26 protein-coding genes and 1 pseudogene are annotated in these 26,174 nt (G+C 56.4%); 12 read left to right on the forward strand and 15 right to left on the reverse strand.

What is annotated here, in order from left to right:
• Positions 1 to 24 precede the first annotated feature (24 nt).
• Positions 25 to 294 (reverse strand): transcriptional regulator, encoded by a 270-nt coding sequence (locus K6I40_RS04815; protein ID WP_222914509.1) that lies wholly within the window; start codon positions 292 to 294, stop codon positions 25 to 27.
• Between the two features lie 321 nt (positions 295 to 615).
• Between K6I40_RS04815 and K6I40_RS04820 the strand changes: the two genes are divergently transcribed.
• The gene (locus K6I40_RS04820; RefSeq protein WP_255681626.1) at positions 616 to 1,146 is read left to right on the forward strand and encodes an AmiS/UreI family transporter; all 531 of its coding nucleotides are present in this window, start codon (positions 616 to 618) and stop codon (positions 1,144 to 1,146) included.
• Between the two features lie 33 nt (positions 1,147 to 1,179).
• Here K6I40_RS04820 and crcB read toward each other — a convergent pair whose 3' ends face one another.
• The 4 genes from crcB to K6I40_RS04840 all read right to left on the reverse strand — a co-directional run bounded on the left by crcB (position 1,180) and on the right by K6I40_RS04840 (position 4,632).
• The gene (crcB, locus tag K6I40_RS04825; RefSeq protein ID WP_345779389.1) at positions 1,180 to 1,527 is read right to left on the reverse strand and encodes a fluoride efflux transporter CrcB; all 348 of its coding nucleotides are present in this window, start codon (positions 1,525 to 1,527) and stop codon (positions 1,180 to 1,182) included.
• The gene (locus tag K6I40_RS04830; protein ID WP_255681627.1) at positions 1,520 to 1,909 is read right to left on the reverse strand and encodes a CrcB family protein; all 390 of its coding nucleotides are present in this window, start codon (positions 1,907 to 1,909) and stop codon (positions 1,520 to 1,522) included. Before K6I40_RS04830 ends, crcB begins: the two co-directional genes overlap by 8 nt.
• Before the next feature lie 134 nt (positions 1,910 to 2,043).
• Entirely contained in the window at positions 2,044 to 2,622 is a 579-nt protein-coding gene (locus K6I40_RS04835) for a carboxymuconolactone decarboxylase family protein (protein ID WP_222914518.1), read from the reverse strand.
• Positions 2,623 to 3,810: 1,188 nt separating this feature from the next.
• Complete coding sequence (locus K6I40_RS04840) at positions 3,811 to 4,632, reverse strand: creatininase family protein (RefSeq protein WP_222914519.1); 822 nt, start codon at positions 4,630 to 4,632, stop codon at positions 3,811 to 3,813.
• A gap of 1,525 nt (positions 4,633 to 6,157) precedes the next feature.
• On the opposite strand from K6I40_RS04840, the gene K6I40_RS04845 reads away from it, so the two are divergent.
• Positions 6,158 to 6,547: a hypothetical protein gene (locus K6I40_RS04845; protein ID WP_222914522.1), complete on the forward strand. Its 390-nt coding sequence runs from the start codon at positions 6,158 to 6,160 to the stop codon at positions 6,545 to 6,547.
• A gap of 152 nt (positions 6,548 to 6,699) precedes the next feature.
• The gene (locus tag K6I40_RS04850; protein WP_222914896.1) at positions 6,700 to 7,878 is read left to right on the forward strand and encodes an inorganic phosphate transporter; all 1,179 of its coding nucleotides are present in this window, start codon (positions 6,700 to 6,702) and stop codon (positions 7,876 to 7,878) included.
• A gap of 351 nt (positions 7,879 to 8,229) precedes the next feature.
• Here K6I40_RS04850 and K6I40_RS04855 read toward each other — a convergent pair whose 3' ends face one another.
• From K6I40_RS04855 to K6I40_RS04890, 9 genes and pseudogenes are all read right to left on the reverse strand, one after another.
• Positions 8,230 to 8,688: a DUF86 domain-containing protein gene (locus tag K6I40_RS04855; RefSeq protein ID WP_222914524.1), complete on the reverse strand. Its 459-nt coding sequence runs from the start codon at positions 8,686 to 8,688 to the stop codon at positions 8,230 to 8,232.
• A complete protein-coding gene (locus tag K6I40_RS04860) occupies positions 8,685 to 9,167 on the reverse strand; it encodes a nucleotidyltransferase domain-containing protein (RefSeq protein ID WP_222914526.1) in 483 nt (160 codons plus the stop codon). Before K6I40_RS04860 ends, K6I40_RS04855 begins: the two co-directional genes overlap by 4 nt.
• A gap of 34 nt (positions 9,168 to 9,201) precedes the next feature.
• Positions 9,202 to 9,927 carry an inorganic phosphate transporter gene (locus K6I40_RS04865; protein WP_345779397.1) on the reverse strand — a complete coding sequence of 242 codons (726 nt, stop codon included), beginning with the start codon at positions 9,925 to 9,927 and terminating at the stop codon, positions 9,202 to 9,204.
• Positions 9,928 to 10,514: 587 nt separating this feature from the next.
• The gene (locus tag K6I40_RS04870; RefSeq protein WP_222914528.1) at positions 10,515 to 11,753 is read right to left on the reverse strand and encodes an orc1/cdc6 family replication initiation protein; all 1,239 of its coding nucleotides are present in this window, start codon (positions 11,751 to 11,753) and stop codon (positions 10,515 to 10,517) included.
• 1,368 nt (positions 11,754 to 13,121) lie between these two features.
• Positions 13,122 to 13,334, reverse strand: a complete 213-nt coding sequence (locus tag K6I40_RS27895; RefSeq protein ID WP_255681683.1) for a hypothetical protein — start codon at positions 13,332 to 13,334, stop codon at positions 13,122 to 13,124.
• Between the two features lie 330 nt (positions 13,335 to 13,664).
• Positions 13,665 to 13,829, reverse strand: a complete 165-nt coding sequence (locus K6I40_RS04875; RefSeq protein ID WP_222914530.1) for a hypothetical protein — start codon at positions 13,827 to 13,829, stop codon at positions 13,665 to 13,667.
• 54 nt (positions 13,830 to 13,883) lie between these two features.
• A complete protein-coding gene (locus tag K6I40_RS04880; RefSeq protein WP_255681628.1) occupies positions 13,884 to 15,629 on the reverse strand; it encodes a hypothetical protein in 1,746 nt (581 codons plus the stop codon).
• Complete coding sequence (locus K6I40_RS04885) at positions 15,622 to 16,446, reverse strand: ABC transporter ATP-binding protein (protein WP_222914532.1); 825 nt, start codon at positions 16,444 to 16,446, stop codon at positions 15,622 to 15,624. The genes K6I40_RS04880 and K6I40_RS04885 overlap by 8 nt, the downstream gene beginning before the upstream one ends.
• Before the next feature lie 172 nt (positions 16,447 to 16,618).
• Positions 16,619 to 17,343 (reverse strand): annotated as a pseudogene (locus tag K6I40_RS04890) (transposase).
• Between the two features lie 145 nt (positions 17,344 to 17,488).
• Here K6I40_RS04890 and K6I40_RS04895 point away from each other — a divergent pair.
• From K6I40_RS04895 to K6I40_RS04910, 4 genes are all read left to right on the forward strand, one after another.
• Positions 17,489 to 18,313, forward strand: coding sequence for a transcriptional regulator (locus K6I40_RS04895; RefSeq protein WP_222914534.1), 825 nt, complete (start codon positions 17,489 to 17,491; stop codon positions 18,311 to 18,313).
• Between the two features lie 198 nt (positions 18,314 to 18,511).
• On the forward strand, positions 18,512 to 19,336 hold the full coding sequence (locus tag K6I40_RS04900; RefSeq protein WP_222914536.1) for a methyltransferase domain-containing protein: 825 nt from the start codon (positions 18,512 to 18,514) through the stop codon (positions 19,334 to 19,336).
• A gap of 183 nt (positions 19,337 to 19,519) precedes the next feature.
• Positions 19,520 to 20,134: a class I SAM-dependent methyltransferase gene (locus tag K6I40_RS04905; protein WP_222914538.1), complete on the forward strand. Its 615-nt coding sequence runs from the start codon at positions 19,520 to 19,522 to the stop codon at positions 20,132 to 20,134.
• Positions 20,135 to 21,178: 1,044 nt separating this feature from the next.
• A complete protein-coding gene (locus K6I40_RS04910) occupies positions 21,179 to 22,240 on the forward strand; it encodes an alpha/beta fold hydrolase (protein WP_345779390.1) in 1,062 nt (353 codons plus the stop codon).
• 517 nt (positions 22,241 to 22,757) lie between these two features.
• Here K6I40_RS04910 and K6I40_RS04915 read toward each other — a convergent pair.
• Positions 22,758 to 23,066, reverse strand: a complete 309-nt coding sequence (locus K6I40_RS04915) for a hypothetical protein (RefSeq protein ID WP_255681630.1) — start codon at positions 23,064 to 23,066, stop codon at positions 22,758 to 22,760.
• A 351-nt stretch (positions 23,067 to 23,417) separates the two neighbouring features.
• On the opposite strand from K6I40_RS04915, the gene K6I40_RS04920 reads away from it, so the two are divergent.
• From K6I40_RS04920 to K6I40_RS04940, 5 genes are all read left to right on the forward strand, one after another.
• Positions 23,418 to 23,702 (forward strand): AbrB/MazE/SpoVT family DNA-binding domain-containing protein, encoded by a 285-nt coding sequence (locus K6I40_RS04920; protein WP_222914540.1) that lies wholly within the window; start codon positions 23,418 to 23,420, stop codon positions 23,700 to 23,702.
• Positions 23,695 to 24,162, forward strand: a complete 468-nt coding sequence (locus tag K6I40_RS04925; RefSeq protein ID WP_222914542.1) for a hypothetical protein — start codon at positions 23,695 to 23,697, stop codon at positions 24,160 to 24,162. The genes K6I40_RS04920 and K6I40_RS04925 overlap by 8 nt, the downstream gene beginning before the upstream one ends.
• A gap of 339 nt (positions 24,163 to 24,501) precedes the next feature.
• Complete coding sequence (locus K6I40_RS04930) at positions 24,502 to 24,681, forward strand: hypothetical protein (protein WP_255681631.1); 180 nt, start codon at positions 24,502 to 24,504, stop codon at positions 24,679 to 24,681.
• Between the two features lie 156 nt (positions 24,682 to 24,837).
• Complete coding sequence (locus tag K6I40_RS04935) at positions 24,838 to 25,158, forward strand: hypothetical protein (protein ID WP_222914544.1); 321 nt, start codon at positions 24,838 to 24,840, stop codon at positions 25,156 to 25,158.
• A gap of 593 nt (positions 25,159 to 25,751) precedes the next feature.
• Positions 25,752 to 26,159 carry a hypothetical protein gene (locus K6I40_RS04940; RefSeq protein ID WP_222914546.1) on the forward strand — a complete coding sequence of 136 codons (408 nt, stop codon included), beginning with the start codon at positions 25,752 to 25,754 and terminating at the stop codon, positions 26,157 to 26,159.
• Positions 26,160 to 26,174: the final 15 nt, after the last annotated feature.

Here is a 26,174-nt window from a genome sequence, read left to right on the forward strand (position 1 = left end):
CGACTTCGGACGGTCCGAACCGGCTCAGTCCCCGGACGCCGTCGTGTCGATCCACCAGACTTCCTCGTGGACGACCCAGCCACCGGTCTGAAGGTTCTGTGACAATGTGACGTGGTTGCCGTTCGGATCCGCGACGGTCACCGAGTACTTGTTCGTTTCGACGACCTCGTAGGCCTGTTCTCGATCGTTAAAGGTGATGCCGTCACCGACTTCAAGGTCGGCGAACCGGTCGGTGATGGTCTGTGGTGCGAGCGTTTCTCGTTCCGCGGCGGGGTCGGTCTCGTCCCGAGACATCCGTGGTCAGCATGACCATCTCCTGGGATATAACCGTTCGACGTGGATTGTTGTACGGAGCGGGCGCGCTTCCTCCCCCTAAAAGGTGGGCTTCCGCGCTGTACCGCTGTGAAGACGCTGCGATCGCGGTATGAGGATCCTCACGTCCGCCCGTCGATTCCCTTCGATTGGGGGCCGGCCCCCCGTTCACGTCTCGCCAGCAGACAGTAGCCGATCGATGATATTTCACGAGACGTGTGGTCAGAATTATTGGTTCACACCGTGAAGCACGACTTGCGTGGCGCTAGCACGCAACAGGGGTATTCATCGATGTCACTGTACATGATCCTGGGCATGGGGCTGATCTACGTCGGAATGGTACTGGTAGTGAACGGAATCTGGTTGCTCGGTATAGGAAATAATAGAGACGTTTCGATATTTAATCTCTTCGTCGGAGCATTGTTATTTATTATCGCGATATGGTGGGCGTTCGGCGAACTGTGGGCGTTCGGCGAATACCAGTCCGGAGATGCGTTTGTAGCAGCGGGAACGTTGCTGTTTTCGTTCACATATCTGTGGATCGGGATAAACGCGATCCGCGATATCGGTGACCAGCGGTCGTTCGGGTGGTATTGCATACTCGTAACTGTCATTGCCGTCCCGACAGGTTACCTCGTGTTTCTCGACGGGGACTTCGGACTCGCCGGGCTCTGGTGGACCTGGGCGGTCCTCTGGGCGACGTTCTGGGTGCTGTTAGGGCTGGAACTCGACGAGTATACGGAGCCCATCGCCTGGTTCACTACGGTTGTCGGCATCGTCACGGGAGTGGCCGGATACATGATGGCAGCCGGTTTCTGGCCGTGGGCAGCCTGACGTCGCTGTCGGAAGGGGACGGGCAGCGGACGATCAGGCCACCAATACCCAGGACATCCCGATCGCCGCGATCGAGACCGCAGCGTTGCCGAAGGAGTACACGAGAGCAGTCCAGACGCGCCCGTCCTCGACGAGTCGAACCGTGTCGACAGAGAACGTCGAGAACGTTGTGAACGCACCGCACATGCCGACGCCAACGAACAGCGCAAGTGACTCCCCCGCCCCCGCGAACGAAACGAGGCCCAGCAGGAAACTCCCGACAACATTCACCAAGAATGTCGACAGCGGAAAGCGCTCTTCCTCGACGAGACTGCTCACCGCGTACCTCGCCAGCGCACCGACCGCGCCGCCGAGTCCGACGAGCAACGCCGGATCAGTCACGGGTTTCACCCCGGATTCGCAGCGCTATCCACCGACCGAGGACGACGCCGACGAAGCCGAACGAGTAACTCGCCGCGACGTTCACCAGGCCGAGTACCGGCTCGACCGTCGCCGTCTGGAAAGCGAACGTGCTGTAGGTCGTATACGACGAAAGAAAGCCGGTCGCCACGAGCAGCCGCCCCCTATCGGTGAGGTAGTCGGTGTACATCGCTTCGTACGCAACGAACCCCAGGACGAAACTACCGGTCACGTTCGCGAGGAAGGTCCCGGTCAACCCCGGGTACGCGAGGGAAACGGCGTACCGGACGTTCGCGCCAAGGAAGCCACCGACCACGACGAGTACCGCAGTCTGTACGTGAGCGACCCAGTCTTGGGTCGTCATCCGGTGAGTTGACGTCATCCTCCTTAAAATAAATGTTGGACGATAGATACCCCTTCGGACAGAGCGGCTGCCGGCTGAACAAACATTGAGTTCGCCGTCGGCGCGACGGCACTCGCGCAAACAGGCGGTGGACGCTACGGCGCTCGCTCGAGGGGATACTCAAGGCCGGTGGGATACGGGCTCTCTTCGGTGGTGTCTAGTCGCAACGCGATACAGAACCTGTCGAGGCCCACCTCGAGACCCGCGAACATCAGGAGTTCGACGATGGCCTCGTCACTGTACTCCTCGCGCAGTTCGGCGAAGAACTCGTCTGGCATCTCCTGTGGATCCCGGGACATGTGGTCCGCGACCCGAACGGCGAGTTCCTCACGGCGCGTCAGTTCGCTGGTCTCGATCTCCTCGGAGAAAACCGCGTCCTCCCTCGATTCGACAGCGTCTTTCACCTCCCACGTTCGAACGGTCCCACAGTAAGCACACCCGTGGACTGCGGCGACCCGCAACCGCATCAACTCCAGGGTCTCCGCATCGATCGAATCGCTCCGCGGAAACAGGCGAAATGTTCGCACGAGCCGTTTCAGGAGCCTGGGCTGGTGGGCGACGGCGCCGAAGTACGCGGAGTCTTTGTACCACCCGTCTTCGCTCTCCGCAAGGATCTCGTTTACTTCCTCGTCGTCCGATTCGCCGGGTTCGATCGGCTCGATGCGCGAAGTCATGTGTCCCACGCTACGTTAACAATCTACATAAATACCATCGGGGCTCGTAGCGTGGATTCGAGTCGGCTTCGATGCCGTCCGAACGGTTGGACGACAGTGCGTGTGACGGCGGCACACTAGGGTACGGAGCCGTCTCGAGACGTTGCAACCGCGACCGTATCTCCTTGCGGCGTCCTCGCGCGGACGATCATCACGGACCGACGATGGGTCGTGGACGGTCCACTGCTGGTGGGCCGTCGAAATTCCGGAGCGGATTCTAGGATCTGGCCAACCAGTCGTTGCAATTCCCTTCGTAGGGCCGGTTAGCCGGCACAGGACCTGTTGAAGAACTCCTTTTTCGTAGCTACTTCATCACAATCGTCACACTCCGTACCAGTATGTAGAATGGTCGTGCTTCGTACGAAGCCGGTGACCCCACGAATACCCGGTGTGTCGCTCCTGGGGTTTCCCGCGGTTCGTACTCATGGGTCCGCCGCCCCTGCTATCGAAACCTCAGTCCGACCGCGGCGACCAACGAACACGCCCGGACTCCGGGTTCGTCCGTCGTCGACAGGTGTTCTGTCGTCATTCCCGGAAGTCAATTGTGCCAAACCCAGCCAAATCTTCGCTGCCGGTCTGGCTTTCTTCGGTACAGCTACTCCCGTCGCGGACATTTCGATCGCGGACCGTGCGTCCGCAAAACGTGGGTTCTGAGGGGTAGCTGGCCTGTGGGCCGTTTCTCTTCCGCCCCAAACGTAGTGATCGTCTGCCCTCCTTCGTTCTTCGGCTCCGTTTCGGGCCGAAAAACGGGTGGTTGGACAGTGTTTGCGGTCATCGGCGGTGGCGAAGAAGCCATCCAGAATACACCTATTGAAATAGGTTCCGCCAGTTCTCACAGGGAACATTGCTCCCAGGCAGCGAAGTGTTAGCCGTATTCCCACAGTGGCTCCAGATCCGACGGATCACGGACGTCTATCGGGTCTCTCGGTGCCGTACCTAGTGTACGTGACACTAGTGCGGTGACTCGATTGGCGCCGGCTACGTCTGGCCGAAGATGCTTTCGATTTCGTGACCGAGGTGGCTGCAATAGTCGAGTGAGGCGGCTGTGTTTAGCAGCCACACCGGTCAACTGGCACCTGCTCTATTGTCCATTCGTTCGAGGCAGGGTCAAAACAGCACAGTCAGCGTTTTTGGCGAGCGTCGCTTGTGCTACCACTGCTCCTGTGCGCGGTTCGGCCGCTCGCGCTGATAGATGTCGTCTCGAACCTCCTGGAACGTATTGATGAGTTCTGCAACGGCGTGAGTGATCGTCTCGAAGTACTCTTCGCCGAGTTCGGCGGTCGCTTCGCTCGGGTCGCCCCACGTCCCGGTTTCGCTGACCCGGTAGTATGCACCTTTGCCAATCAGGAGGTGGTCCAACAGCGCCGCGGGGTTCTCGATGTCCTCGGGCAGATCGGGGTCATCGAAGGACGTGCTCTCGAGATCAACGAGGTCCTCTTCGATGGCCATCACTGCGGCCGTCTCTCCAACATTCGCGTGCCACCCGGCGTCGAAGGAGAGGTAGTCTTCCATGTCGTCACCGCTCAGAGCGTCCCAGTAAGGGAACGCGTATACGTAGTTCTCTTCGGGCAAATCATGTGAGACCTGGTTGGCGCCGACTTTTGCCGCCCAGTCGTTCGTTAGGTGACCCGAGATGAACACGACATCGGTGAACCCGCTCTCGGCCAGCGAATACGCGATATCGCGCACCACTGTCGCTAACGTCCGATAGTTGAGGTAGGTAATCCCATCATACCCGGCGTGCATATCCGACGCACCATAGGTTATCGGTGGCCCGACGAGCCCGTCAATGTCCTCGGCGATTCGCTCACAGATCTCGGTCGGGATGAACGCGTCAGTTCCCATCGCGAGATGTTCGCCGTGTTGTTCCGTCGTCCCGACCGGAATCAACACCGTTGGCGTCTCTGTACTATCGAGATACGCTTCGACTTCGGGATGTCGCAGTTCGTCGAGTCTACTAGACCGTGGCATATCCGACTGTGCCACACCGTACCATATAAACCTATTATGGAAGGCAGATCCGAACAGCGGAGAAGGGAGAATCGCGTTACGGAGAGCGGTTTCACCGGAGTACCAGAGAGGGAGGCACCGATTCACAGAATGTGAGAAGACAGCACCGATACGTCTATTCGACTTAGCGCCCAGATATGGGTGAGCTGACGGTGGTGTCTTCATTGGCAATCGTGATTCGAGATTTCCTGATAACGCTATATCGGCTCTATTGAAACCCTCTTCTTTAGATGTTTACTCTAATGAAACTACTGATCATTATACATGCGGACTTATCGATAATATTTGTCTTATCTACCACAGATATTGACGGTGTCGTGATGAACATCTGGCGCATGTCGATCATGCAACGACCTCAATTGTTGCGTACGACTGCACAAGCCCACAGAAATCGTTGAGTTATGCAGATTCCGGAGGGCGATAGGCCCACCGGGGCAGAGCATCCACAGCATCATTTCTTTGTTCGTGGAGTTCCGACCGAAATGGTTTCTCCTCAGAACTGGAGAACCACTTGGCACGGAACACCTCTACCTCTTTCTGGAGTTCTACCTCACGGCACACTTAAACATTATAGGCTGAACAGTCGCAATACCACGGCCGTCAGGCCGTGGATACGCACCGTCACTCAGAGCAACAGACACCCATTCAGATGCCTGTTCCGAGTTTTCCACGCTGAAGTTTAAGTGACAGGCCGCTGTACAGAGAAGGGAGGAATCGGTCGGGACGGAGCGGATTCCGAACCGTCCTTCGGAGGTCGTTCGAGAATCGAAGATTCTCGTGATGACAAGAGACCTTTGGTCTCTCGAACCACGGCCTGTCCGCCTATACAACGAGACAGTATCCGAAAGAGCAAGCGGTGAACGCCACATTCCAGAAGAGTGTGCCGACGTACCGACTGCTCAAAGCGAACCAGCAGATACCCCCAAGTCTGCCGACGCCTGCCCGAGTCCTCGTGGCAAAAACAACACGTGGACTCCGCACATGGGTGAGGATAGGGGAACGGCGGTTTGGCACTGCCAGCAGTCCATCACACCGATGCTGTGGGACTACCCGTGCCCGAAAGGTGTGGTCGTCCGGTGATTGGACTGCGAACCTGACACTCCCACCGCTCGGGATTCCTCCGCGTTTACGCGGAGGAGGATGTCAAATTAGCTAGTTTGGGTTTTTGCGTAGGCAAGGTAGTCTATGCGACACCACCATTCGCAGGAATTACCTGACCACTGATCCACTTGGCGTCTGCTAAAATAGCAAATAAACCGGATTGTTAGCAGGAAAGCGAACTGAGCACGAAGAATCTATACTGCTGAAGACGATCTGAGGGCATCCACGACAGTCCCATGCGTTGGGCACCCAAAGGATTTCCTCAAGCCGCTCCAAGAACATACAAGGACATGATGTTCCACCCGTATCGGTTCAGGAGACACGAGCAGGGCCTTGTCTCCCAATCTGGGTCTAGAGAAATCGCTTCTGGGGGGATCTTCCATCCATGAATTCGCGTCAGGTCGACGCTGTCATCGACCTCTCATACGGGGTGTTGATCTTTGTCTCCATCGTGTTGATCGTCACGGTAGGAACCGAAACTGGTCTCGCCTTCGGGTTCGGCGTCTTGGTTTCCTACGCGGTTCACGTCGTCTGGAAGATGGCGCGCTTCGATCCCGACTGGATGACCCAGGCCGTCGAGGAGGCCGTCGACCAGACCGTGGGGGAGACGGTCGAAGAGGCGGTCGGACAGAGCGTCAAGGAGCAGGTCGGCATAGTCCAGGATCAGATCGAGACCGTCGAGCAGCGCGTCGAGCGTCGCCCACGGGAAGATGAGGTTGAGGAGCTGATCGAGGAGACCGTCGAAGATGACACGCAAGGCCGGTCGGATAGCTGATCACATTCCCCGGATACTGGGTCGCATCACGAGTTGCGACTGAACGACATCTGTTGTCAGTCCGTATCTCACGGTACAGACAGTTTTTCGACGCTAACAGACGGCACAATAACTATGAGTCTATCTGCGCAATATCTATGCGAGAAGGTACCATGGTCGCTGTATTGATTCTCGTAGGCGTCTTCGTCGCGGTTTTCGTCGGGTACAACGTCGGCGGCGCGACGACGGGTCCGGCATTCGGTCCGGCGGTCGGTGCCAACGCGATCTCGAAGACGTGGGCAGCCGCACTGATGACGATCTTTTTCTTTGTTGGCGCCTGGACGATCGGCCGTCGAGTCGTCGACACGCTCGGGACTGAACTGGTCCACGACCCCGGCGTCTTCACGCTGGAAGCGAGTATCGGCGTCCTCTTTTTCATTGGGCTGGCGCTGTTCGTCGGGAACTTCTTCGGTGTCCCCGCCTCGACCTCGATGACGGCTGTCGGCGCGATCGCGGGACTCGGCCTCGCGGGCGGGGAACTGAATTGGGCGGTGATGGGCGAAATCGCCGTCTGGTGGATCGTCGCTCCCTTCATCGGCTTCTGGATATCGCTGATCATCGGCCGATACTTCTACGCGTATCTCAATCGGATGGTCGCCATGGAGCGAAGCAAGGGACCACTCCTCACGGTCGATCGCTCTCGCGTCGTCCCGGTTCCCACCGCGAGCGAAACCACGAGCCGACGCGAGTTGAGCGGCGTGTTAACCGTCATCGTGATCGGCTGTGTGATGGCGTTCAGCTCCGGCACCTCCAACATCGCGAACGCGATCGCCCCGCTGGTCGGCAGCGGTGCACTCGAAATGAATCCCGCTATCGTCATCGGCTGTCTAGCCGTCGGCATCGGCACGTTCACTATCGCCCGGCGTACCCTGGAGACGATGGGTAACGACCTCACCGAACTCCCGCTGACGGCGGCTATCGTGGTCGCGACCGTCAGCGCCACGCTGGTGACCTTCCTGTCCTGGATCGGGATCCCAGCGAGCTTCGTCGTGATCGCGACGATGTCGATCATCGGCCTCGGCTGGGGACGGGCAACTCGTCAAGTCACAGTCCTCGAATCCGTCCGTGGGGAGCAAGCGGCGAAGATCTCCGTCGGGGCGCTGGCCGCCGACGAGGAGGGCGAAGAATTACCGTCGATCGGCCAAGAAAATCCCGCGGACGTTCCGTCTGCGTCGGATCTGTTCGATCCCGCAACGACCGGCCGGGTCGTTCTGATGCAGAACTTCGTCCCGGTGATCGCAACGGTCGGGGCGTACCTGACCTTCCGGTTCGTCCCCGTCTTCGGGATCTGATCTGCACCGATCGATCCGAAAGACGAACGATGCCATGCGTATCGTTTCACCAGGATCAACGGCCGGTCGGAGTTCCTAACTCTGGACAGCCAGCCGTGGTCCGCTGGCCGATTGGTCAGTGCAGAAAAATTCCTCGCACACTGGCCGCTTGTTCAATGGGTATACCGTCTCCGATCAATAGCTCCACTCTAATCGAATATGTTCTCATCCCGATAGACGGCTCGGAGATGGCACTCTCTCCAGAGTTCTTCGCCGGATCCCATTCTTCATATCTGCTTTAGCGTGAAACACTCACTACCCGTGCTCAATGCTCAATGAGAATTCTATCAGCTCTGGATTATGCGAAGATGATCACTCCTCGAGAGACCCAGTGGACTCAAGGTAGTCACGGACCTCCAGGACGAACTGACGATACCGCTCGAGGTCCTGCAGTGCGTTGTAGACCACATCGTGATCGATGATGTCGCCGTAGGTGTGTGCCAGGACGTTCCGAAACTGAGCACCCTGAGCCATTTCCTCGGCTGTCGAATCGGACAGGATACCAAGCTCTCCGAGAGCCCGCATTGATTCCGGATTACTCCTCGGTGGCGAGCCACGCTCGTGCTTAACCAGTTCCTCACCGATGTCGATGGCTGCCTCGGTCATCTTCACGAACCGCCGCTCGACGATATCACGACTGTCCGAATTAGCGCGGTAAGCCTCCCGGCTCAGCGATTGCTTCCGAGCGAGGACACCCAGACTCGCTTCGATCGTATCGACAGCGTTCAGAATTCGGTTGAGTCGGTCAGCAGGAAGGGTCTCCTCCGTCATCGATCTCGAGCCTCGCCATCAGTTGCTGTGACAGCGGAGCCACCGAGATGCTCGTCGATCTTAGCGATTGCTGCATCGAACCGTTCACGCGGTGATCGGTCTGCAGACTCAGCTGCGGTGAGTTGATTTCGGACGTTAGTCGCGTGTTCCGGATCACCGATGAGCAGCACGCCCTGCTCGAAGATTGACTCGGCAAGTTCGGGTGATACCGTCTGGAGATCGACGAGATCCACATCGTCAGTGGCGAGTGCGTCACTGAGATCGGCACTCAACCCGAAAAAGACCTCGTTGTAGTCCGGATCACTGGGGTGAACAGAGTCGAAGTCGACTGCAATGTCAATATCGCTCTGTGAGTGTGTGTTTCTACTCGCGTGAGAACCGAACAGAATCGCCAGCTGTACTGACTGCTCTCGAAGTACTGCTTGCAAGGTCTCGAGGGGGAGAGACTCGTCGAGATCCGCCTCCTCACTGGTTCTCATTGTCAAAAAACACGTTCTCGATGCATATAAACACTCAGGAGCGACTCTGCACGAACATCTTTCTGTGGATTGTGTAGCAAGCTCGAGTGGACTCGTAGGCATGCTTGGTGTCTCCGACCAGCGGAGCAACCGCATTCGCGACGTTGCTCGCGCCCGCACTGAACGACATGTAACACGCGATGATGAAAGCGATTCCCGTACTCATGACTTCGCGAAGCGAGGTGCCCGGTCCGAGCGTTGGAGTCGGGACGTAACCGTCTGTGTCCAATTCGAGTAACGGTCCATCCGATTGACTGACCTCGAAGTACCGATTCAAATGCGGATACAGATATCGTCCGACGACGCCACCAGACCAAAAGCCGATAATCGGCGCAAGGATCCACCACATGAGGATCTCACCCATGATCGACCAGTTCAGCGAATCCGTGGCGATTCCGAGTCCCGCGATTGCACCGACTGCCGTCATCGATGTTGAAACAGGTACGCCGTAGAGATTAGCGATTAACATTCCCAAGCCGATAAACGACAAGACCACGATACTTGCCTCGATAGAGAATGCGGACTGCGGAACAATGTTCTTCCCGAGAGTGTTCGTCACGTTCCGACCGATCGTCCAGCCACCTATCAGAACAAAAATCACCATGAAGACTGTTGCTATGCCCTTCTTGATGAGGTTCGCCCCAATTGACGGACCCCAAGCTACGCCGGTGGAGGAACCTCCGATATTGAACCCGACGAAGGCTGCCGCCAGAACACCGATGAATCATATTGGCGACACCATGTTGGAATAATATATGGTGGTGTTGAAAAGAATGGTGGTGCAATACGGTGATCTCTTCCCCTACTACCACTGATGTGGCGGCCTCGGTCGTCGGTATTCCAATCCTGGCGACAGCAATCGTCTCAGCGGGTTGGATCAGCCATGAAATTACTGTAGTCAAGGACTGCTTCTCCAGATCGGTAAGCGAGGCCCAGCCGTCGACAGTAATCGGACGACCCAGGGAGCGATTGAAGCGGGGACTCCGACACGGTTGCATCGAAAATATGCCTGAGGGAACGACGTTTTTCCTTCAGCCCGTTGAGTATACCTTCACTCAACAAGTCTGCCTTGTTGAATCCGGTGACGGCGTAGCAGTCACTGTTTGATTGATCGTCATAGCCTTTGGCGCCGGCGAGAACCTCTATTTCCGCCGTATTTCGCAGTGCCACCCGACAGCCCGCATGGGTATCGTTCGGCCAGTGTGCCGAACAGTGGACGTCCAGCACGGCACACGAGGCCGTATCGACCAGGGCTGTCACTTTCAGCGTCCGTCTGTGGCGATCCGGTCGTGAGATATAAGTAGGCTGTCAGATCAAGCCGTTTTCGCGAGCGTTCTCCTGCAGCGAGTCTAGATCGAGTTCGTCACTCATATGCAAGTTCTCGAGCGTCGACAGCGCAGCGTCTAGGGGAACATCGACTTCGTACTCGTAGTAGATACCACCAGCTCGACCCTCGTTTTGTTTCGTCCGATTGAGGACCCCGAGCATCGAGAGTTCAGCAAGGTGGTTGTGGAACGCCCTCCCGCCAAGTGGATCACGCTCAGTGGCTTCGGCGAGATCTTGGTACTGATCGTACAGCGTCTGTTTTTGCAGTGGGACACTGTCAGGTTCGGCAACCGACGACGCAACAACCGCTAACAGAGTCAGATGCCCGTGTGAGGTCAGATCTTTCATCGACTCCTCAATACGCTGTTTCTCGAGGAGTTGTTTCGCGTCGCGAACGTGTTCTTCGGTCACAGTGGCGTCATTCTGCCGACGTGTGAGATCCCCGGCCTCAAGCAAGAGATCCAGTGCCTGTCGTGCGCTACCCTTATCCTGTGCGGCAAAGGCCGCACACAGCGGGACGACATCCCCATTGAGGACGCCCTCTTCGAATGCGCGACCAGCCCGTTTTTCGAGGATATTCTGGAGGTCGTTGGCGTCGTAGGGTGGAAAATGGAGTTCACGCTCACAGAGCGTATCTTCGACTCGCGGGTCTAACTTCTCGCGAAATTTGAAGTCGTTGCTGATCCCAACGATTCCGACGCGAGAATTCTGGATCTTGTCGTTACTCCGAGCGCGTGGGAGTTGGTAGAGAATCGAGTCGTCGTCACCGATGTAGTCGACCTCATCGAGAACGATTAAGACCGTGCCACCAATCGAATCGAGTTTTTCCCAGAGCATTTCGTAGACCGCGTTCAGCGGATATCCAGTTCGGCTGATTTTCTCAGTCGGATCGCGAAGCGTATTCACCAGGGAAACGGCGACACGATAGCTACTGGTCAAATCCTCGCAATTGAGATAGACGGTCGTAATCCTGACGTCGTCGTATTGTTTGGCGTCTTCCTCGAGATGGTGGAGGAGATACTTTGTCGTGGCTGTTTTTCCGACACCGGTTTTCCCATAAAGAAAGATGTTTCGAGGCTGTGCACCGTTGATGACCGGTTGGAGATAACCTGTGTATTGCTCGAGTTCGTCGCCCCGCTCATCGAGGGATTGAGGCTGATAGTCGTCATGGAGGACGTTCTCGTCCTCAAAGATTTCCTCACTCCGCTCGAAAAGTGCCATATAAGCGAATTATAGTTCATCCACATAAAACCACGGCAGCAATCGTTACAATCGATTCAACCGTTACGACCGTTCTCTGGACACACCCACACCACCACTGCAATCGTTTCTCCCCGAGAAAGAGGAGTGAATCTCACTAGAACCCATGAATTGGTTTTGGAACAGACCTAGATTTATACGGTTTCCGTCACAACCAAACCCGCATTGCAAGACGTTGCGGAACGATTGAATGGGTGGGGTGTTTGGTAGACCGATCGTTCCATGACGCTCTTGGTTTGACCGTATCTCCCAAGTTCGACCGCTATTATCTTTGTACCGTCTATATCTGGGCTCTAGATTTGCACCCTGTCTTGCCGATCCTTCGGACCGGAACGATTGAAGCAGTGGTGTCTCTCTCCCCTGTTCGTGAGAGAACGTCTGAAGAGGTGGTGTGTCTGGATCTGGCTGGAAGGAACGATTGAATCAGTGGGGTGGGGGTCTGGACAGTTTCACTCACTTTGTGACTTTATGACCTCTGATCTACACATCAAGCCGCCCAAAAGCATGAACTACATTTCAGTGGAAACAGGCCATCAGAACGTGTAGATCGTCGTCCCGCCGATGACCTACACTGACGGTGAAGACGTGGTCGAACCGAGCGAAAAGGCGGTCGCATAACCATTCTGCTGTGCTGTTGAATTCCTCAAGGGGTGTTCGATCTAGTACTCGTAGCAGCACGTGTAGTCTATACAACACTCATTCATTGAGTATCTGGTTCGCCCGTACGATAATGTATATCAGGACGATCCCAGAGCCGACCGCGATGATAAACTGGCTCGCGAGCATGTACAAAAAACCAAGTCCGGTGGTTAAGCCTAATAGACCGCTAAATACGACCCGAAAAAGGAGTGGGACCAGGGCAATTAGGATAACAGCCCCAATAAGTTTCGTAAGGGGGACTGCTTCTTTGATAATCTGGACTGTATCGAGTTCGCTAGAATCGGGTTCGAAGAACGGTCTGGAGGGCGACATCCTCTGAAAATGTCCATCTACAAATAATATATCTTACGAATAGGTTCATCGAAGTGAACCTCCCATGCTGATGCTGTTTCCGGCATACAACCTGTTTCAGTTCGCGGGGCTCGAAGATGAGCACGACATCATTGTCAGCCGAGCCGATTTCAACATTGATCGGCGTATACCAAGTGTAGTCGACATCGGTCCGCTCGGAGCTCGCGATGAGGACGAAGTCGTCGTAGTTCGAGCGGAGCGTGTAGACGGAAAACGTCCTTCGCCGCGAACTCGTGGGGAGCCGGCTCACTGCAGCCGGTCATACCGACCACCTCGCGCGACCGACATCCGCCAACTGATTAGTGGGAGATCGACTCATCAAGTGGATGACCGCTGTCCGCAATTGTTACCAATCTCGAGTTCCGTGTCGACGTCGCGAGGATCGACATCGTAATCGACGAGACGGTCGGCAGCCAGCTGCCACGCGTGCTCGGCGAGCTCGGGATCGGCTCGTTCGTAATGGACGCTGAACTCAGTCAGTGTGACGGCGATCAGGAGGTCTTCCTGTCGATCGGTGAGGGCATCGCCGATGTTGGCCGCGGCTCAGTATATAAATCACGCATCGCAGAAACGCCGGCCAGAGGCCAGCGATTGAGCCCCCATCCCTGTAGGTGATCTGTCGCTAGGGAAGGGTCCGAGATCGATGTGCGTGACAATTGGCCATTGGCTTCACGTCGGAACGTGATTCGATCTCAGAAGACGAGGGACCGTCTGTCTCATGTCGGACGAATTCTGTCAGGCAACGACTGAACCCATTCCCCCTCGCCATCATCATCTTGAGTCCATTTTCGAATAGCTCTATTGGCTGTACAAGTTGGTAACAACGATGTTACCAGCGGATGAACGGAAGAGAAGCCTCGTTTACTCGTCGGCCGATCCGTCGCTGTCGTCCTCGTCTAGGTGCCGTTCTTCCTGGGCGACGTCGGTAGCCGGCCAGCCCTCCCGTTGATACTCTCTGACGTGTTCGGTGTTGACATGCTCGAGGAACTCGGCTGTACCGCCGGCCGAAAGGGACGACAGGACCACAGTCTCAGTTTACTTTTGTTGATGGAGTGGTAGCACTCGTGCTGTTGTGCGCTGTCAGTGCAGTTCGTGGGTCTCGAACCTTCGTATCGCCCCACGATAGGCGTGCCAAGCGACTAGTAGCCCACCGAAAACCAGCAGTATGCCGAATCCGCCCCGGAAGGCAGTGATTGGGAGCCCCTGAATTGTCGAACCAGCGTCGTTCAGCGACAACGCGAGGGTGGTGAGCACTCCGCCGTTGGCGACTAACCTGAGAATAAATCCCGGAATATAACCGATCCCAGAGAGCGCCAACCTCACCAGCTCCGGTGCTGCCACGAGTCCAACCAGCGCCGCGCCGGGAAGCCACATCGATACAACATGAAGCACACCTGCGAGCAACCGGGGTGGTCGTACTCCGTCGCTGTTGCCGATGCGAATGGCGCTGTAGCGCGGGAGCCACATCCCGATTATCGGTGCGAGTGTCGCCCCGACGACGGTGAGGAAGCATCCGATCAGTGTCAGCGCTATCGCTGCCAGTAGTCCGTATCCTCCTACGAGTGCCGTCACAAGCGTGACGACGGTGACGGCAGGCGTGAACAGCAGACTTGGAGCGATGAGTCCACGGACGAACGCCCGACCCGAAACGGCAGTCAGGGTCGTCGGCAGGACGGCTCCTTCGTCGCCGAACGGGTTGAGACCGAACGCCGCGCCGGCGGTCCACCCCAGCAACACGGCGGTGGCTGGTCCCAATATCGCGAGCGAGCCGTACCCCTGTAGCATCATGTTCACTAATGCTGAACCGCCACCGAATACCGGGATCAGCAGGAAGTTTAACCGCTGGGGTTCCCGACGGGCTCGCAAAAGGGACCATTCAGCAACGTGACGGGTTGGGCCGGTGATGAACGGTACGCCGAGGGGGCTGATGGCCCGCTTAAGGGCTCGCTGATCGCCCTCCGTGCGGGTGGAGACGGAGGTCTTGCCGGTGTCAGAAACGTCGATTGGCTCGTCAAACCAGAACGAGGTTGCAATATGCTCGGACAGCCAACCTCCACCGACGAGCACCACGCCAACCGTGGCCACTCCCCCGAGAGCGTGTGTCGACGACCAGCCGATGGGCGTGCCAACCACCAGCAAGTCTGCGAGCCACCCAGTCGGAATCGCTCCGAGCGTGGCTTGACTGATAGAGATAGGCAGTTGCGGTACTTGGAACAGGAAGTAGATGCTAAAGAACAGCATCACAACCGTCCCGCCCAGCGCGCCCTTGTGACGAGCAACGAACGCCACCTTGGCCACAAGCCATGCGGCACAATACCCCAGCAGGCGACCGGCCGTGACCGCGCTGGCGACGTACAGACTGCCGACCAGCGGGACTGCCAGAAGGGTCAGTGGTGAACTGAAGGCGTACGCCCCGGCAATGGCGAGGAGAAGGACGACCGGGAACGCATACGTCAGCACTCGCAGGCTCTCGGCGACGATGCCCCCGACGACGGCGGTTCTAGGTGAGACGGACGTTAGCACGAACGCATCGGCGACCGGTTTACTGTGTGCCGTTGTCGTCCGCTGCGCGAGCATGAATACACCAAATATCCAGAGCATGGCGATCGTTCCTCTACCGAGTCTATTTATCGAGAACTCTGGATCCGTCCCCCGGAGTTCTGGAACGAACAGGACCGCGAGTCCCGTTAGCAGGAGCGTCGGGAGCACCACACCGCCAGCCATCAAGATCAGTCGACCAGTGTCGTCCCGAATCGCCCGGACAGAACGCTGATAGTCGAACCAGCCCATCCGGATGGCATGCCCGAACCAGCCCGATTCAGCCATCGGTGTTCTCCTCGACGACCCGCTGGTTACCGGTATCGGCGGCGCTGGCCTCACCATCTGCCGCTCCTGCGGTACCGCGCTCGTCGGTCGTGAGTTCGAGGAACGCATCCTCCAGCGAGCGCGTCTCACCAGTCTCTGCGCGGCGTTCGAGAGCAGCGGGCGAACCTTCAGCGACCAACTCTCCGTCGTAGAGGATTCCGACCGTGTCGGCGACCGCTTCGACAACAGGGAGGATATGCGTCGAGAGGAAGACGGTCGTTCCCGCGTTGGCGAGTTCCGTAATCATCCCCCGGAGCGTCCGTGCAGCGCGTGGATCCAGTCCGGAGGTGGGTTCGTCAAGGAAGACCACATCGGGTTCGTGGAGGACGGCCTGTATGTAGGCGGTTTTCTGCCGCATTCCCTTCGAATAGTCCGCGATCCGCGTGTCAGCATCTGCCGTGAGATCTAGTTTGCTGAGGAGTGCATCGATTCGGTCGCGTGTCGCTTCCGCGGGGAGATCGCGGAGGCCGGCGGCGTATTCGAGCTGTTCGTACGCCGTCGCCTGATCGTACAGTGGTGGTTCCTCGGGTAAGTATCCGATGTGCGTGCGGAGGCCGTCTCGGTCCGTGATTGAAACGCCAGCAACGGAACCGGTTCCCTCGGTTGGCCGTGTGAGCCCAGTTAGCATTCGCATCGTCGTGGTTTTCCCTGCGCCGTTTGGCCCGAGAAATCCGTAGACCGATCCACTCGGGATAGAAAGGTCTAGACCACTAATGGCGGTAGTATCGCCATATCGCTTTGTTAATCCGTTAGCGAAGACGGCAGGCTGATCGTTCATAGGATAGTGTTTTACACGTATATTATAACCCTTATCGTAATGGCTCGATAGTAGTGATAAACAGGTACTCATCTAATTCAAATGAATTGGGATACTCTGTCCGGGCTAACGTGGGGACAGACACCCCAGTAACGTTCCAAGGAGCTTGTTTAGACGCGTGAGATTAGTGGTGTCAGAGCCTCACGGCTTGCTCGATGTTTCTGACGGCGGCCTTTAGGACGAGTTCTCTGAATTGTCCAAACCACGTTCTCGCCCGCAACGTCTCGCCGAACCGATATTTCAGTGCGAAGAAGATCGCTTCGACAATCGAGCGACGGTGATAGACGTTCTCGTCGTGGCGACCGTTGTGCGCTTTGTCAAGTCTATAGAACTCATGATGTTTGATTACCGGACGGATGCTAGAATCCCTGAGTTCGTGCCGTAACGCATCCCAGTCGTAGCTTTTGTCGGCGGTAATCGTGGTCAACTATGCCAGATTTCTCGTGAGTACCTGCCGTCCAACTTGGGTGTCATGGGGCTGTTTCATCGAACAATGAAGCTTGATGGCGTTTGAAGCCCGTTGCATCAATCACCTGAATGTCGCCGAGTTCGTGAAGCGAGACAGATAGCCGCAGCAAAACCCGCCAGATCCGCATTTTGAGATCTTGCTTCCGTGTGAGACTGTAGTAAAATCCGGCAGCTGATCCACCGCAAGACCGAGTTTAGCGGCGATTCCGTGCATATCGAGCAACCGGCGGTATGGCTGTTCAGGTACTCTCGAAGGCAGTGAATCGAGACGATCACCCAGTCAGCGTAGCCGTCGTCACCCTTCTCGATCGACGGAGCTGGCTCGCCGATGACAGCGTTCTTGGACAAATCGACGCATCGGTCGGTGAGCCGAACAAGTTGAGAGGACATACTCGTCGCTTCCACACTCAACACCTCATAATCCCGGTCAAGATGCCATTTGACCGGCGTTTAAACACGGCCCATAGCGCGTATTCATCGTCAGGATGGTCACAAGCACCGATATCCATTATAATGTGGTACACGTAAGCACATCATGGATGCCGCCATCGAAGAAATCGAATTTCTCGCCCGGTCGAGTCACCGCGTCGGTGTCATAGAGAGCCTGACCGAGGGGCCCCAGGAAAGCAGAGAGCTTCGCACCACGATAGGGGCCTCCTCACCGACCATGAGTCGAATCCTCACTGACTTCGAAGATCGTCGATGGATCGTCCGGGACGGCCCAACCTACGAACTGACACGGCTCGGCGAGTTCGTGGCAGATCGATTCCTTGATCTCCGCGACGCGATGGAGGTCGAACGCAAGCTACGCGACGTCTGGCAGTGGCTCCCGCGGGAGATGGAGGGGTTCTCCGCCGATCTCTTCGCCAATGCGGTGGTCTCCTATCCCGGTCCGAAGTACCCGTACGAACCCGTCGAACGGCTCACCCAACTCATCAAAGGAACCAGTCACATGCGCGGATTCGACAGTATCGTATACAAATCGGTTAACAACGAGACAGTCTGCCAGGCTGTCCTTGACGGCATGGAACTGGAGTACGTGTACTCGCCAACCGCCCTCGAGGGGACCGTCGCGTGGAATCCAGAACGAGTCATGGAGGCCGCCGCCTGTGAGAACTGCACCGTGCACGTCCACGAGGCCCTCCCCGACGGGAACCGGTGCGGGCTCGGCATTGTGGACGACCGCGCCGGCATCTGCTGTCACGACGCCGAAACTGGGGCGCTGACAGCTGTGATCGATACGGACGCACCCGAGGCACGCGAATGGGCCATCTCTACCTTCAAGCGCGTCCGCCATGAGGCCGAGCCGATCGGGCCGGAGGCGTTCGAGACGCTGATCCCATCGGACCTTCTCCCGTAGGACTCGTCGGCAACTGATAAGTGTGCGTTCGACGATCAGCGATTTGCCGGGTATCACGGAGAGAACCGGCAATTCGAGACGATTCACCGCATCAGGCTATTTCCTCCCCGCCGCAGAGCCGAAGCCACTCTTCACAGGGTGAAATCTTTCAGCAGGCAATTAGACGTGGCCAGCCGGCGTACCCGAATCTGAGGTATCATGACCGAGCAAACAGCGATACAGGCAGCGTGGACCGAGATCGCCACGGGGTACGACGAGTACGTCACCCCATCGAACATAGCCCTGGCCGAGGGAGTCCTCCAGTGGGCCGGGCTCCGACCGGGGATGCGGGTGCTGGATGTCGCAGCCGGCAGTGGCGGGTTGAGCATTCCCGTGGCTCGCGCGGGGGCGCAGGTGCTGGCAACGGACATCTCTCCCGCTATGGTCGAACGGCTCGAAGCGCGCGTCCGCGAGGAGGGGCTCACTGACCTGGAGACCCGAGTCATGGACGGCCAGGCCATCGATCTCGAAGACGACACCTTCGACGTCGCCGCATCACAGTTCGGCGTCATGCTGTTCCCCGATCTGCCGCGGGGACTGAGCGAAATGACGCGTGTTACAAGACCCGGTGGCCGCGTGGTACTCGTTACGATGGGTCCACCCTCGGAGGTCGAGTTCCTCGGGTTCTTCCTCGGCGCGGTGAAAACAGCCGACCCCGAGTTCACGGGCCTCCCGATGGATCCACCGCCGTTACCCTTCCAGGTGTCGGAACCCGCGACACTGCGAGAGGAACTGGCCGACGCCGGACTGACGGATATCCGCGTGGAGACGGCCAACCATCGGTTAGAGTTCCAGACCGGCGAGCAGATGTGGCACTGGGTTACCGCCAGCAATCCGATCGGAGCGGAGATGGTCGCCGACCTGACGAGCGAGCAGAAGGCAACGGCCCAGACGGCGCTCGATGACGAACTGCGCAAGCGTTCCGGGGGGAGCGGTCCCGCCGTGTTGAACAATTCAGTGAACATCGGTATCGGGACGAAGTGAGTCGAAACAGCCAGTGAACACAATGACCATCAATGTCCAACAACCAGGGGACGGCTACCGCTGGTTACTGCACGTGATCGAGAACGCTTGCGACGACTCTGGACTCCAACAGCCCGAAGCGTTCCCGCAAACACTCTATGGTGCGCTCGAGACGTCCGATGATCGAGAACATGGAGGGCAGCGATGAACTACGAGTTAGCGTACAAGGTGGGCTTCCATCCATGGGAAGATGCTATCGAGGATCCGGCGTTCGTCGAGACGATCACCGAACTGTTCGAAAGCGAAGAGTGTGAACGCGACCCGCCCTACGGACGAGCCCTCGACGTGGGCACGGGCAGCGGGATTTGGGGGATCGAACTGGCGAAACGTGGCTGGCAGGTCACGGGTATCGACAACGTCGAAAGGGTGTTACGTCGCGCTCGTAACCGGGTCGAGGATGCCGACGTCGAGATGGATCTCGTCCTCGGAGACGTGACAGATCTCGGAACAGCGGGAATCGATGACGAGTACCAGTTAGTGCTCGATACCGGGACCTTCCATGGATTGAACCATGCACAGCGCGAGGCGATGGCGCGGGAGGTCGATGCGGTCGCTGGGCCCGATGCTACCGTGCTCCTCCTTGTTTGGGAGCCCAAGCGTAGAGGACCGCTTCCTCGAGGGGCGACCAGCGACGAGATCGAGGCAGCCTTCCCGGGCTGGACGGTGACCGACATGGGGCCGTCACAGTTCACGGCCCCAAAACCAGTCGAATTGCTATTGACGCCAAACGAGCATTGGTACCGGCTCCGGCGCGAGTGACGGCCTCGTCGTAGCACATCTGGGTTCCGATTTCAAACACGAGTTCGATGGATGATAGAGACAGCCTCTCTATGCAGCACTGAGCGATCTGCCAGAAGGGAGAACGTTCGGTTATCGGTGGTGGACTCGACGGAGTGCGTCAGCGGTTGCGGTCCCAGAAACCCAGATATACTTCTGGACGGTTGCCAAGTCACTCCAGCCCATCAGTGCTTGCAGCGGTACCAGGGCCACGCCCTTGTACGCATGGTGGCTGGCCGCGGTAGCCCCAGACAGTGCGGAGAGATACATCCCGTGAGAGCTGCTTGGTTGGCGGCGTCCTGGACACATCGGTTGACCGTTGACCACGACCGCGGCAAGCCATCGTAGCGATTCGCAAACCGCTCGATACAGAGTTCGATTCGCAGTGAGAGATCAAAAGGAATCGAACGGGCTGAGGCGACGGTCTTGGGGTGCCAGCGGGACGCGATAGTGTTGGCTTCGGTGAGCTGGTTGGTGCGGGCGGCTTCCTGACGGGCCTGTCGCTGGCAGTATCCACAGTTACACGGTTCGTGCTGTGGGATGCGGATGAGTTGCGGTTCCAGTCCAGATAGGAAGTGTGGTAATGGGCGATCTCCTCGGCGCGGCGGCCGAGCCGACCGCCGAGTAGACAGATGAACTGGGCCTCAAAGCCACGCGGGGTCGACAGGTCCCCACAGGCCTCCACTGCGGCTTGATGGAGGTAGTGTCGAACCATACGTTAACACATAGCGCGTCTTCGATCAAGGAATCAAATAAATAGCGGTCCCCAGAATGGCGCCAATTCCTCTGTTGAGACAGATTGCTGAATCCATACTCTGTATGCAGCACGTGCTTTCTGGCAGTAGCGGGGAAGATCCCTCGCTGGATGCTGAATACAGGGCGCAAATTCAGCACTCTTGCTCACCTAGACGGGGATGAATCGGTCACTACAGGCGAAAATCAAACTACCACCCCCGAACTACTATATCTGTTAGTACTGTGTGTTCACATTGGCAGTGGTATGTGTTACCAAGGCCACTAAACACCATGACACTGGAAGACAGCTACCTCGAAAACGAGTATTACACACAGGACGAACACGGTGACTTCGAGTTATTCGATCTTGGTGATTTCGAACTTGCGCGTGGGCAAACACTCCGAGATGCTAAACTCGCCTATCAGACGTTCGGCGACCTGAATGACGAGAAGGATAATGTCATCCTTTTTCCCCATATGTATTCTGGGACCCACCGGGATATGGAACGGTTTATCGGCGAAGACATGGCAATTGACCCGACAGAGTATTTCGTCATTCTCCCAAATCAGCTCGGGAACGGCCTTTCGTCGTCACCGCACAACACGCCGCCACAAGACGGTGGTATGGGCTATTTCCCGGATGTAATGATCGAGGACGACATCCGTGCCCAACACAAACTCGTCACGGAAGAGTTCGGAATTGAAGAACTCCAACTCGTCCTTGGTTGGTCGATGGGTGCACAGCAAACCTACGAGTGGATCGTTCGGTATCCGGATATGGTCAAGCGAGCCGCTCCAATCGCTGGTACGGCCAAGGTCACACCACACGACCAGCTTTTTATCGAGGCCCACAAAGAGATGATCCGTTCAGACCCCGCGTGGAATGATGGGTTTTATACGGAGCCGCACGCCGTCCACACAGGGCTGCGGCGACACGCTCTTATCTGGTCTGTCATGGGTCTAAGCACCCAGTTCTATCACCAATCCGAACAGGCCTGGGAGCGGGCGGGGTTCCAGTCAGTCGATGATTTCATGGCAAACTTCTGGGAAGATTGGTTTCTGCCAATGGACCCGAATAACTTACTCACGATGGCGACGAAATGGCAGCATGGCGACGTGAGCCGAAATACCGATGGCGATCTTGAAGCAGCGCTTGGCCGGGTTGAGGCGAAAGTATACGTCATGCCGTTTGAGGAGGATATGTTTTTCCCGGTGCGAGACTGCGAATATGAGGAGACGATGATTCCAGACAGTGAGTTGCGACCGATCCCTAGCTTGTGGGGCATTTCACCATGTTTGGTGTGTTCGACGAGGATCTCGAAACGATCGATGAGCATATCAGTAATCTCCTGAACGAGTCAGTGTAACACAGAGAATCTGGCAGCACTCGATTCTCATTTCCAGAACAGAAGTCGGTACCAGCCGAATCCGCTCTTCCGCTGAGCTATAGATGAATACCGGCTCTGATGAATTTAGCCTCTGTATTCAGCACGCAGTTTCTGCTATCTCCCGGATAGATCGACTATCGCTCTGTTACCTTCTTGACCTGTACTTAGCAGCAGGAGTCTACCTGTCTCTTGCTAAGGACTCGTCAGAGTCATAGACCCAACTCTGCATAGTCGGATCATTCGGCACTGTCTAGATGCGAAAAATCGCAAGACTCGAAGACGGTGACGTTGCGATGTCGACTGTAAAACCACCATGGATAATCTGATACAACAAGACTCTGTTCTACAAACGGCAGAAATTTGGCTACCTCAGCACATATTTCACGAGGTGAAACAATCACTGGGGTCAGCACTGAAGCCATAACAGCCGCTAAGACACCGTTCTATGCCAGAATTTCGAAACTAGACAGTGCCAATGACCATTAACTCTCCGTCAGAGATTTAATGTAGTCATCGATCATTTCGTAGACGGAATCAAACTCGGGGAGGTCGGAAACCAAATTCGGTAGCGTGTTCTGCCAACCATCACGAATCTCAGCGCGCTTCTCGTTCGGGAGTCCGTCCTCGAGATTGATATCTAGATCGTCGTGTTCGCACTTCCTGATGAAAGCTGGCATGATGACGGAGTCGTCGACATCGGCTTCTGTATTGACCTCCTCCACGCCCTGAAGGACGTGGAATCCGACCATCGGATTTCCGCCGAGTGCGGCGTTCGAGGTTCCAACCCGCACTCAAGGGGAACCGGCGACACACCGGGAGAACTCTCGTTTCCTCCCCTGTATAGGGCTGTGGCCCGGTCAAATAGGCCCCATCGAATACCATGTCATCGCCGTGTGAGGAACAGACCGCGCTCCTCACCATCCCTTGTCTGTTCGGGAACGGCCTCTCACGGTATTCGTAGCACCCTATGTTACGTGCTATCACACTAAAACGATTACGATGGAAATCCGTCCCGATCACCGGCTGCGGGTGACACGCTGCGCCTACCGCTCGACCTGCGCCTGAAGACGCAGGTATGCGCTCGAAATTCGTATCAGTGTCCTAATCAAAACAGCTATCATTTTCCCACCCGAAGTGGGAATATGGCCAAGGTGGATTCGAAAGGGCGAATCGTCCTTCCACAGGAGGTGCGAGACCGCCTCGGTATTACTCCCGGTACCGAAGTCGAAATTCGCGAGGAAGACGGGAAGGCGGTTGTCAAGCCTGAGGACGATCCCGAACAGATAATCGAACGCATGGAGCAACTCGTCGAGGAAACGTCTTCCCAGCGTGGGGAAACTACTCCGTTCGACAAAGGCGTTGATCCGATCGCCCGAAAGCACAGAGACGCTGTTCAGCGAGGAGCAGAGAAAGACAGCGATGAGTGACGCGGGTGGTCCATACTTATTTGACGTCGGAGTGATCGCCCTCGCACACACAGAGGCCCCAGTTCGTGATGCCGCACTCTCGTACGTCCGAGATGCCATTGCTGGCGACATAGATGCCGTTGTTCCGTATCCTGCGCTGTTCGGAGCACACACTGTTCTCACGACGTACTACGGACGATCGAACGCGGACACGTCTCGGCTTCTACAGAACTTCATGGACGCGAAGCGAATTCACTGGTACGACCGAATTCCTGAAGAGATCGTCTGCGGTGGATTCGCTCGAGCACGCACTGCGAACATTGACGGATGGGACGGATACTATGCACAGGTAGCGATTGACGAGGGGGTGAACACGGTTCTGACGATTGACGATGACTTCGAACGATTCGATGCGTTCGCTACCGAGATTATTCTCTCACCGGACGAATTTAGCGAACTGAACCGGTTTCTTGAAAAATAATCCCAGACATAGTTTTGAATATGGTCTTCGTGAGCGACTGAAGAAGTCCTGGGACTCGCTCTCGAGTGCCATTAGCGCGCAGAGTTCTGCCTCAGTGTACATAGCGTTGCAATAGAACGAACTAAATATATCTGACTTCGTAACGAGCAATCGCTATTCGAGCGATTCGACGAGGACGGTCGAGCCATCTTCGAGGTCGTCCATCGCTTCCAGAATCCGTTGCAACTGCTCGTCGACACCTTCGAGCAACTGTTCGGCGTCCTCGATCAACTCAGCGACACGCTCATCATTCGGCGGTGAATCCGATTCAACAGCCGAAACAAGGGCGGTTGTCGTCTCGTGGTCAGAGACTCAGTCAAAGAAGACCGCGATGGGGGTGTACACCAACTGTTCGTCTACCAGGATACCGAAGACAAAGAGAAACAAACACGCCGCGATCTCGAGGACCGATTTGACGATGATCTCTACAAGCTCGATGCTCGGGAAGCCATATATCTTGCTGGGATGTTCACGGTATGAGGAGAATTCTATGATACGCTCAGAAGATACAACCTAAACTAGTCTATTACCATATGTCGGAATCAATTACAATCTCCACTAGTTTATTATTACCTATGTTGAATTGATGGTTGCATGCCACAATTGACCCGACGATCGATCCTGAAGAAAAGTACTATGACGGCCGCTGTCGGTGTGGGTGGCGCTTCGGTGCTGGCCGGTTCGGCCGCTGCCGCCGAGTGCCGGCTCGCCATCTACTCCGAAGGCGGTCGCGGCCAGTACGAGATCGTGATTGACGACGGGAGTATCGAGAAGACCGACCACGAATTCTACGATGACGACACGGAGGATCTGGGCGACAAGACTCGAGTATCTGGCCAGGTCACCGACGGCTGGAGCGGTTCCAACAAGGACGTTTACATCTACCAGGGGTCCTGTGACGACTCTGATCTCACCATCGATCAACTTGACTCGAACGTCAATTACCGCTGGGAGTAACGGATAGGCACCAGTAGACGCCCCGACGAAAACCGTTGAGAGCGCAGGCGGGACGAGTTTCGGCGTTCACGCCCGAAACACCCGCTTTGTCGATTCGTTGTCTGTTTGCAAATATACCTTGCGGAACAGGCACTGTCTAGATAAGAGAAACCGCAATACAGGGAGGTGATGAAGTGACGATATCGATTGTAAAACTACCATCTTGGATCTGATATAGGCGGACTCTGTTCTACGAGCAGCGATAATTCGGCTGCTTCAGCAAACTTCCATAACCAGTGACAATTTCAGATCTCACAGGTAATGATGTAACAGGCTCTAAAACGCTCCTATACGCCGGAATCGAGTGACTAGACAGTGCCATAATATTCTTCAAAATATCGAGGATAGTTCCCCATCGTGCTATCAGCCAAGTTGCGATCCATGTATTCGATGATCGTGATCGCGTGTTGGATATTCTTCAGACGTTCGTCGTGAGTGTTGTACTGCCCGAGATCAAGTAATTCGATGTCAAGTCCTTCATCTCGAATCAGGCATTCGTCGACGCAGTCTCCCAATATCAAGAACTCGCGGAAACAGTCCAAGCACTCCACAGGATGGGTGTTCTCTCAGCCTATTCCCTCCCCTCTTCTGAGGATCCCGAACTGGAGCCCGAAGATCCATACACGCCTTCGGCTTCCCTCTACGATCGAACAGTTGATCCACACGAACCCATCCGGAATGATGTTTACGAGATCCAGTCGCTCCTTGCTCAGTACCTGTTCGCAGCGACCGTAGACCAAGGCGAACTCTCTGAGAACCTGTCTGAGACAGAAAAGAAGCAGATCCGTTTTGGGTTAGCACTGATGGTCGGGTTTGCTGCCGTCCTCCCTGTCGGTCTAATATTCGGCTACGTGGCGATCCCCGTTGGAGTGGGTGCGGGGGCTTGGAGCTCCAGAGAACTCGACGAATACTATGATATTAAGAAGCGGCAGCAGCTCCCCGAGGACGAGTCCGATAGTTGAAAATCAGGATCTCTT

The sequence above is a fragment of the Natrinema sp. SYSU A 869 genome, from assembly GCF_019879105.1.
Lineage (GTDB): Archaea > Halobacteriota > Halobacteria > Halobacteriales > Natrialbaceae > Natrinema.

What these genes read in the sequence shown, in the direction of transcription:
- K6I40_RS04925 (WP_222914542.1), top strand. Translation starts at nt 23,695, where the DNA reads ATGAGTGACGCGGGTGGTCCATACTTATTTGACGTCGGAGTGATCGCC.
- K6I40_RS04895 (WP_222914534.1), top strand. Translation starts at nt 17,489, where the DNA reads ATGGATGCCGCCATCGAAGAAATCGAATTTCTCGCCCGGTCGAGTCAC.
- K6I40_RS04820 (WP_255681626.1), top strand. Translation starts at nt 616, where the DNA reads ATGATCCTGGGCATGGGGCTGATCTACGTCGGAATGGTACTGGTAGTG.
- K6I40_RS04860 (WP_222914526.1), bottom strand. Translation starts at nt 9,167, where the DNA reads ATGAGAACCAGTGAGGAGGCGGATCTCGACGAGTCTCTCCCCCTCGAG.
- K6I40_RS04830 (WP_255681627.1), bottom strand. Translation starts at nt 1,909, where the DNA reads ATGACGACCCAAGACTGGGTCGCTCACGTACAGACTGCGGTACTCGTC.
- K6I40_RS04880 (WP_255681628.1), bottom strand. Translation starts at nt 15,629, where the DNA reads ATGGCTGAATCGGGCTGGTTCGGGCATGCCATCCGGATGGGCTGGTTC.
- K6I40_RS04900 (WP_222914536.1), top strand. Translation starts at nt 18,512, where the DNA reads ATGACCGAGCAAACAGCGATACAGGCAGCGTGGACCGAGATCGCCACG.
- K6I40_RS04855 (WP_222914524.1), bottom strand. Translation starts at nt 8,688, where the DNA reads ATGACGGAGGAGACCCTTCCTGCTGACCGACTCAACCGAATTCTGAAC.
- K6I40_RS04935 (WP_222914544.1), top strand. Translation starts at nt 24,838, where the DNA reads ATGACGGCCGCTGTCGGTGTGGGTGGCGCTTCGGTGCTGGCCGGTTCG.
- K6I40_RS04885 (WP_222914532.1), bottom strand. Translation starts at nt 16,446, where the DNA reads ATGAACGATCAGCCTGCCGTCTTCGCTAACGGATTAACAAAGCGATAT.
- K6I40_RS04870 (WP_222914528.1), bottom strand. Translation starts at nt 11,753, where the DNA reads ATGGCACTTTTCGAGCGGAGTGAGGAAATCTTTGAGGACGAGAACGTC.
- K6I40_RS04845 (WP_222914522.1), top strand. Translation starts at nt 6,158, where the DNA reads ATGAATTCGCGTCAGGTCGACGCTGTCATCGACCTCTCATACGGGGTG.
- K6I40_RS04835 (WP_222914518.1), bottom strand. Translation starts at nt 2,622, where the DNA reads ATGACTTCGCGCATCGAGCCGATCGAACCCGGCGAATCGGACGACGAG.
- K6I40_RS04940 (WP_222914546.1), top strand. Translation starts at nt 25,752, where the DNA reads ATGGGTGTTCTCTCAGCCTATTCCCTCCCCTCTTCTGAGGATCCCGAA.
- K6I40_RS04840 (WP_222914519.1), bottom strand. Translation starts at nt 4,632, where the DNA reads ATGCCACGGTCTAGTAGACTCGACGAACTGCGACATCCCGAAGTCGAA.
- K6I40_RS04910 (WP_345779390.1), top strand. Translation starts at nt 21,179, where the DNA reads ATGACACTGGAAGACAGCTACCTCGAAAACGAGTATTACACACAGGAC.
- K6I40_RS04815 (WP_222914509.1), bottom strand. Translation starts at nt 294, where the DNA reads ATGTCTCGGGACGAGACCGACCCCGCCGCGGAACGAGAAACGCTCGCA.
- K6I40_RS04920 (WP_222914540.1), top strand. Translation starts at nt 23,418, where the DNA reads ATGGCCAAGGTGGATTCGAAAGGGCGAATCGTCCTTCCACAGGAGGTG.
- K6I40_RS04850 (WP_222914896.1), top strand. Translation starts at nt 6,700, where the DNA reads ATGGTCGCTGTATTGATTCTCGTAGGCGTCTTCGTCGCGGTTTTCGTC.
- K6I40_RS04905 (WP_222914538.1), top strand. Translation starts at nt 19,520, where the DNA reads ATGAACTACGAGTTAGCGTACAAGGTGGGCTTCCATCCATGGGAAGAT.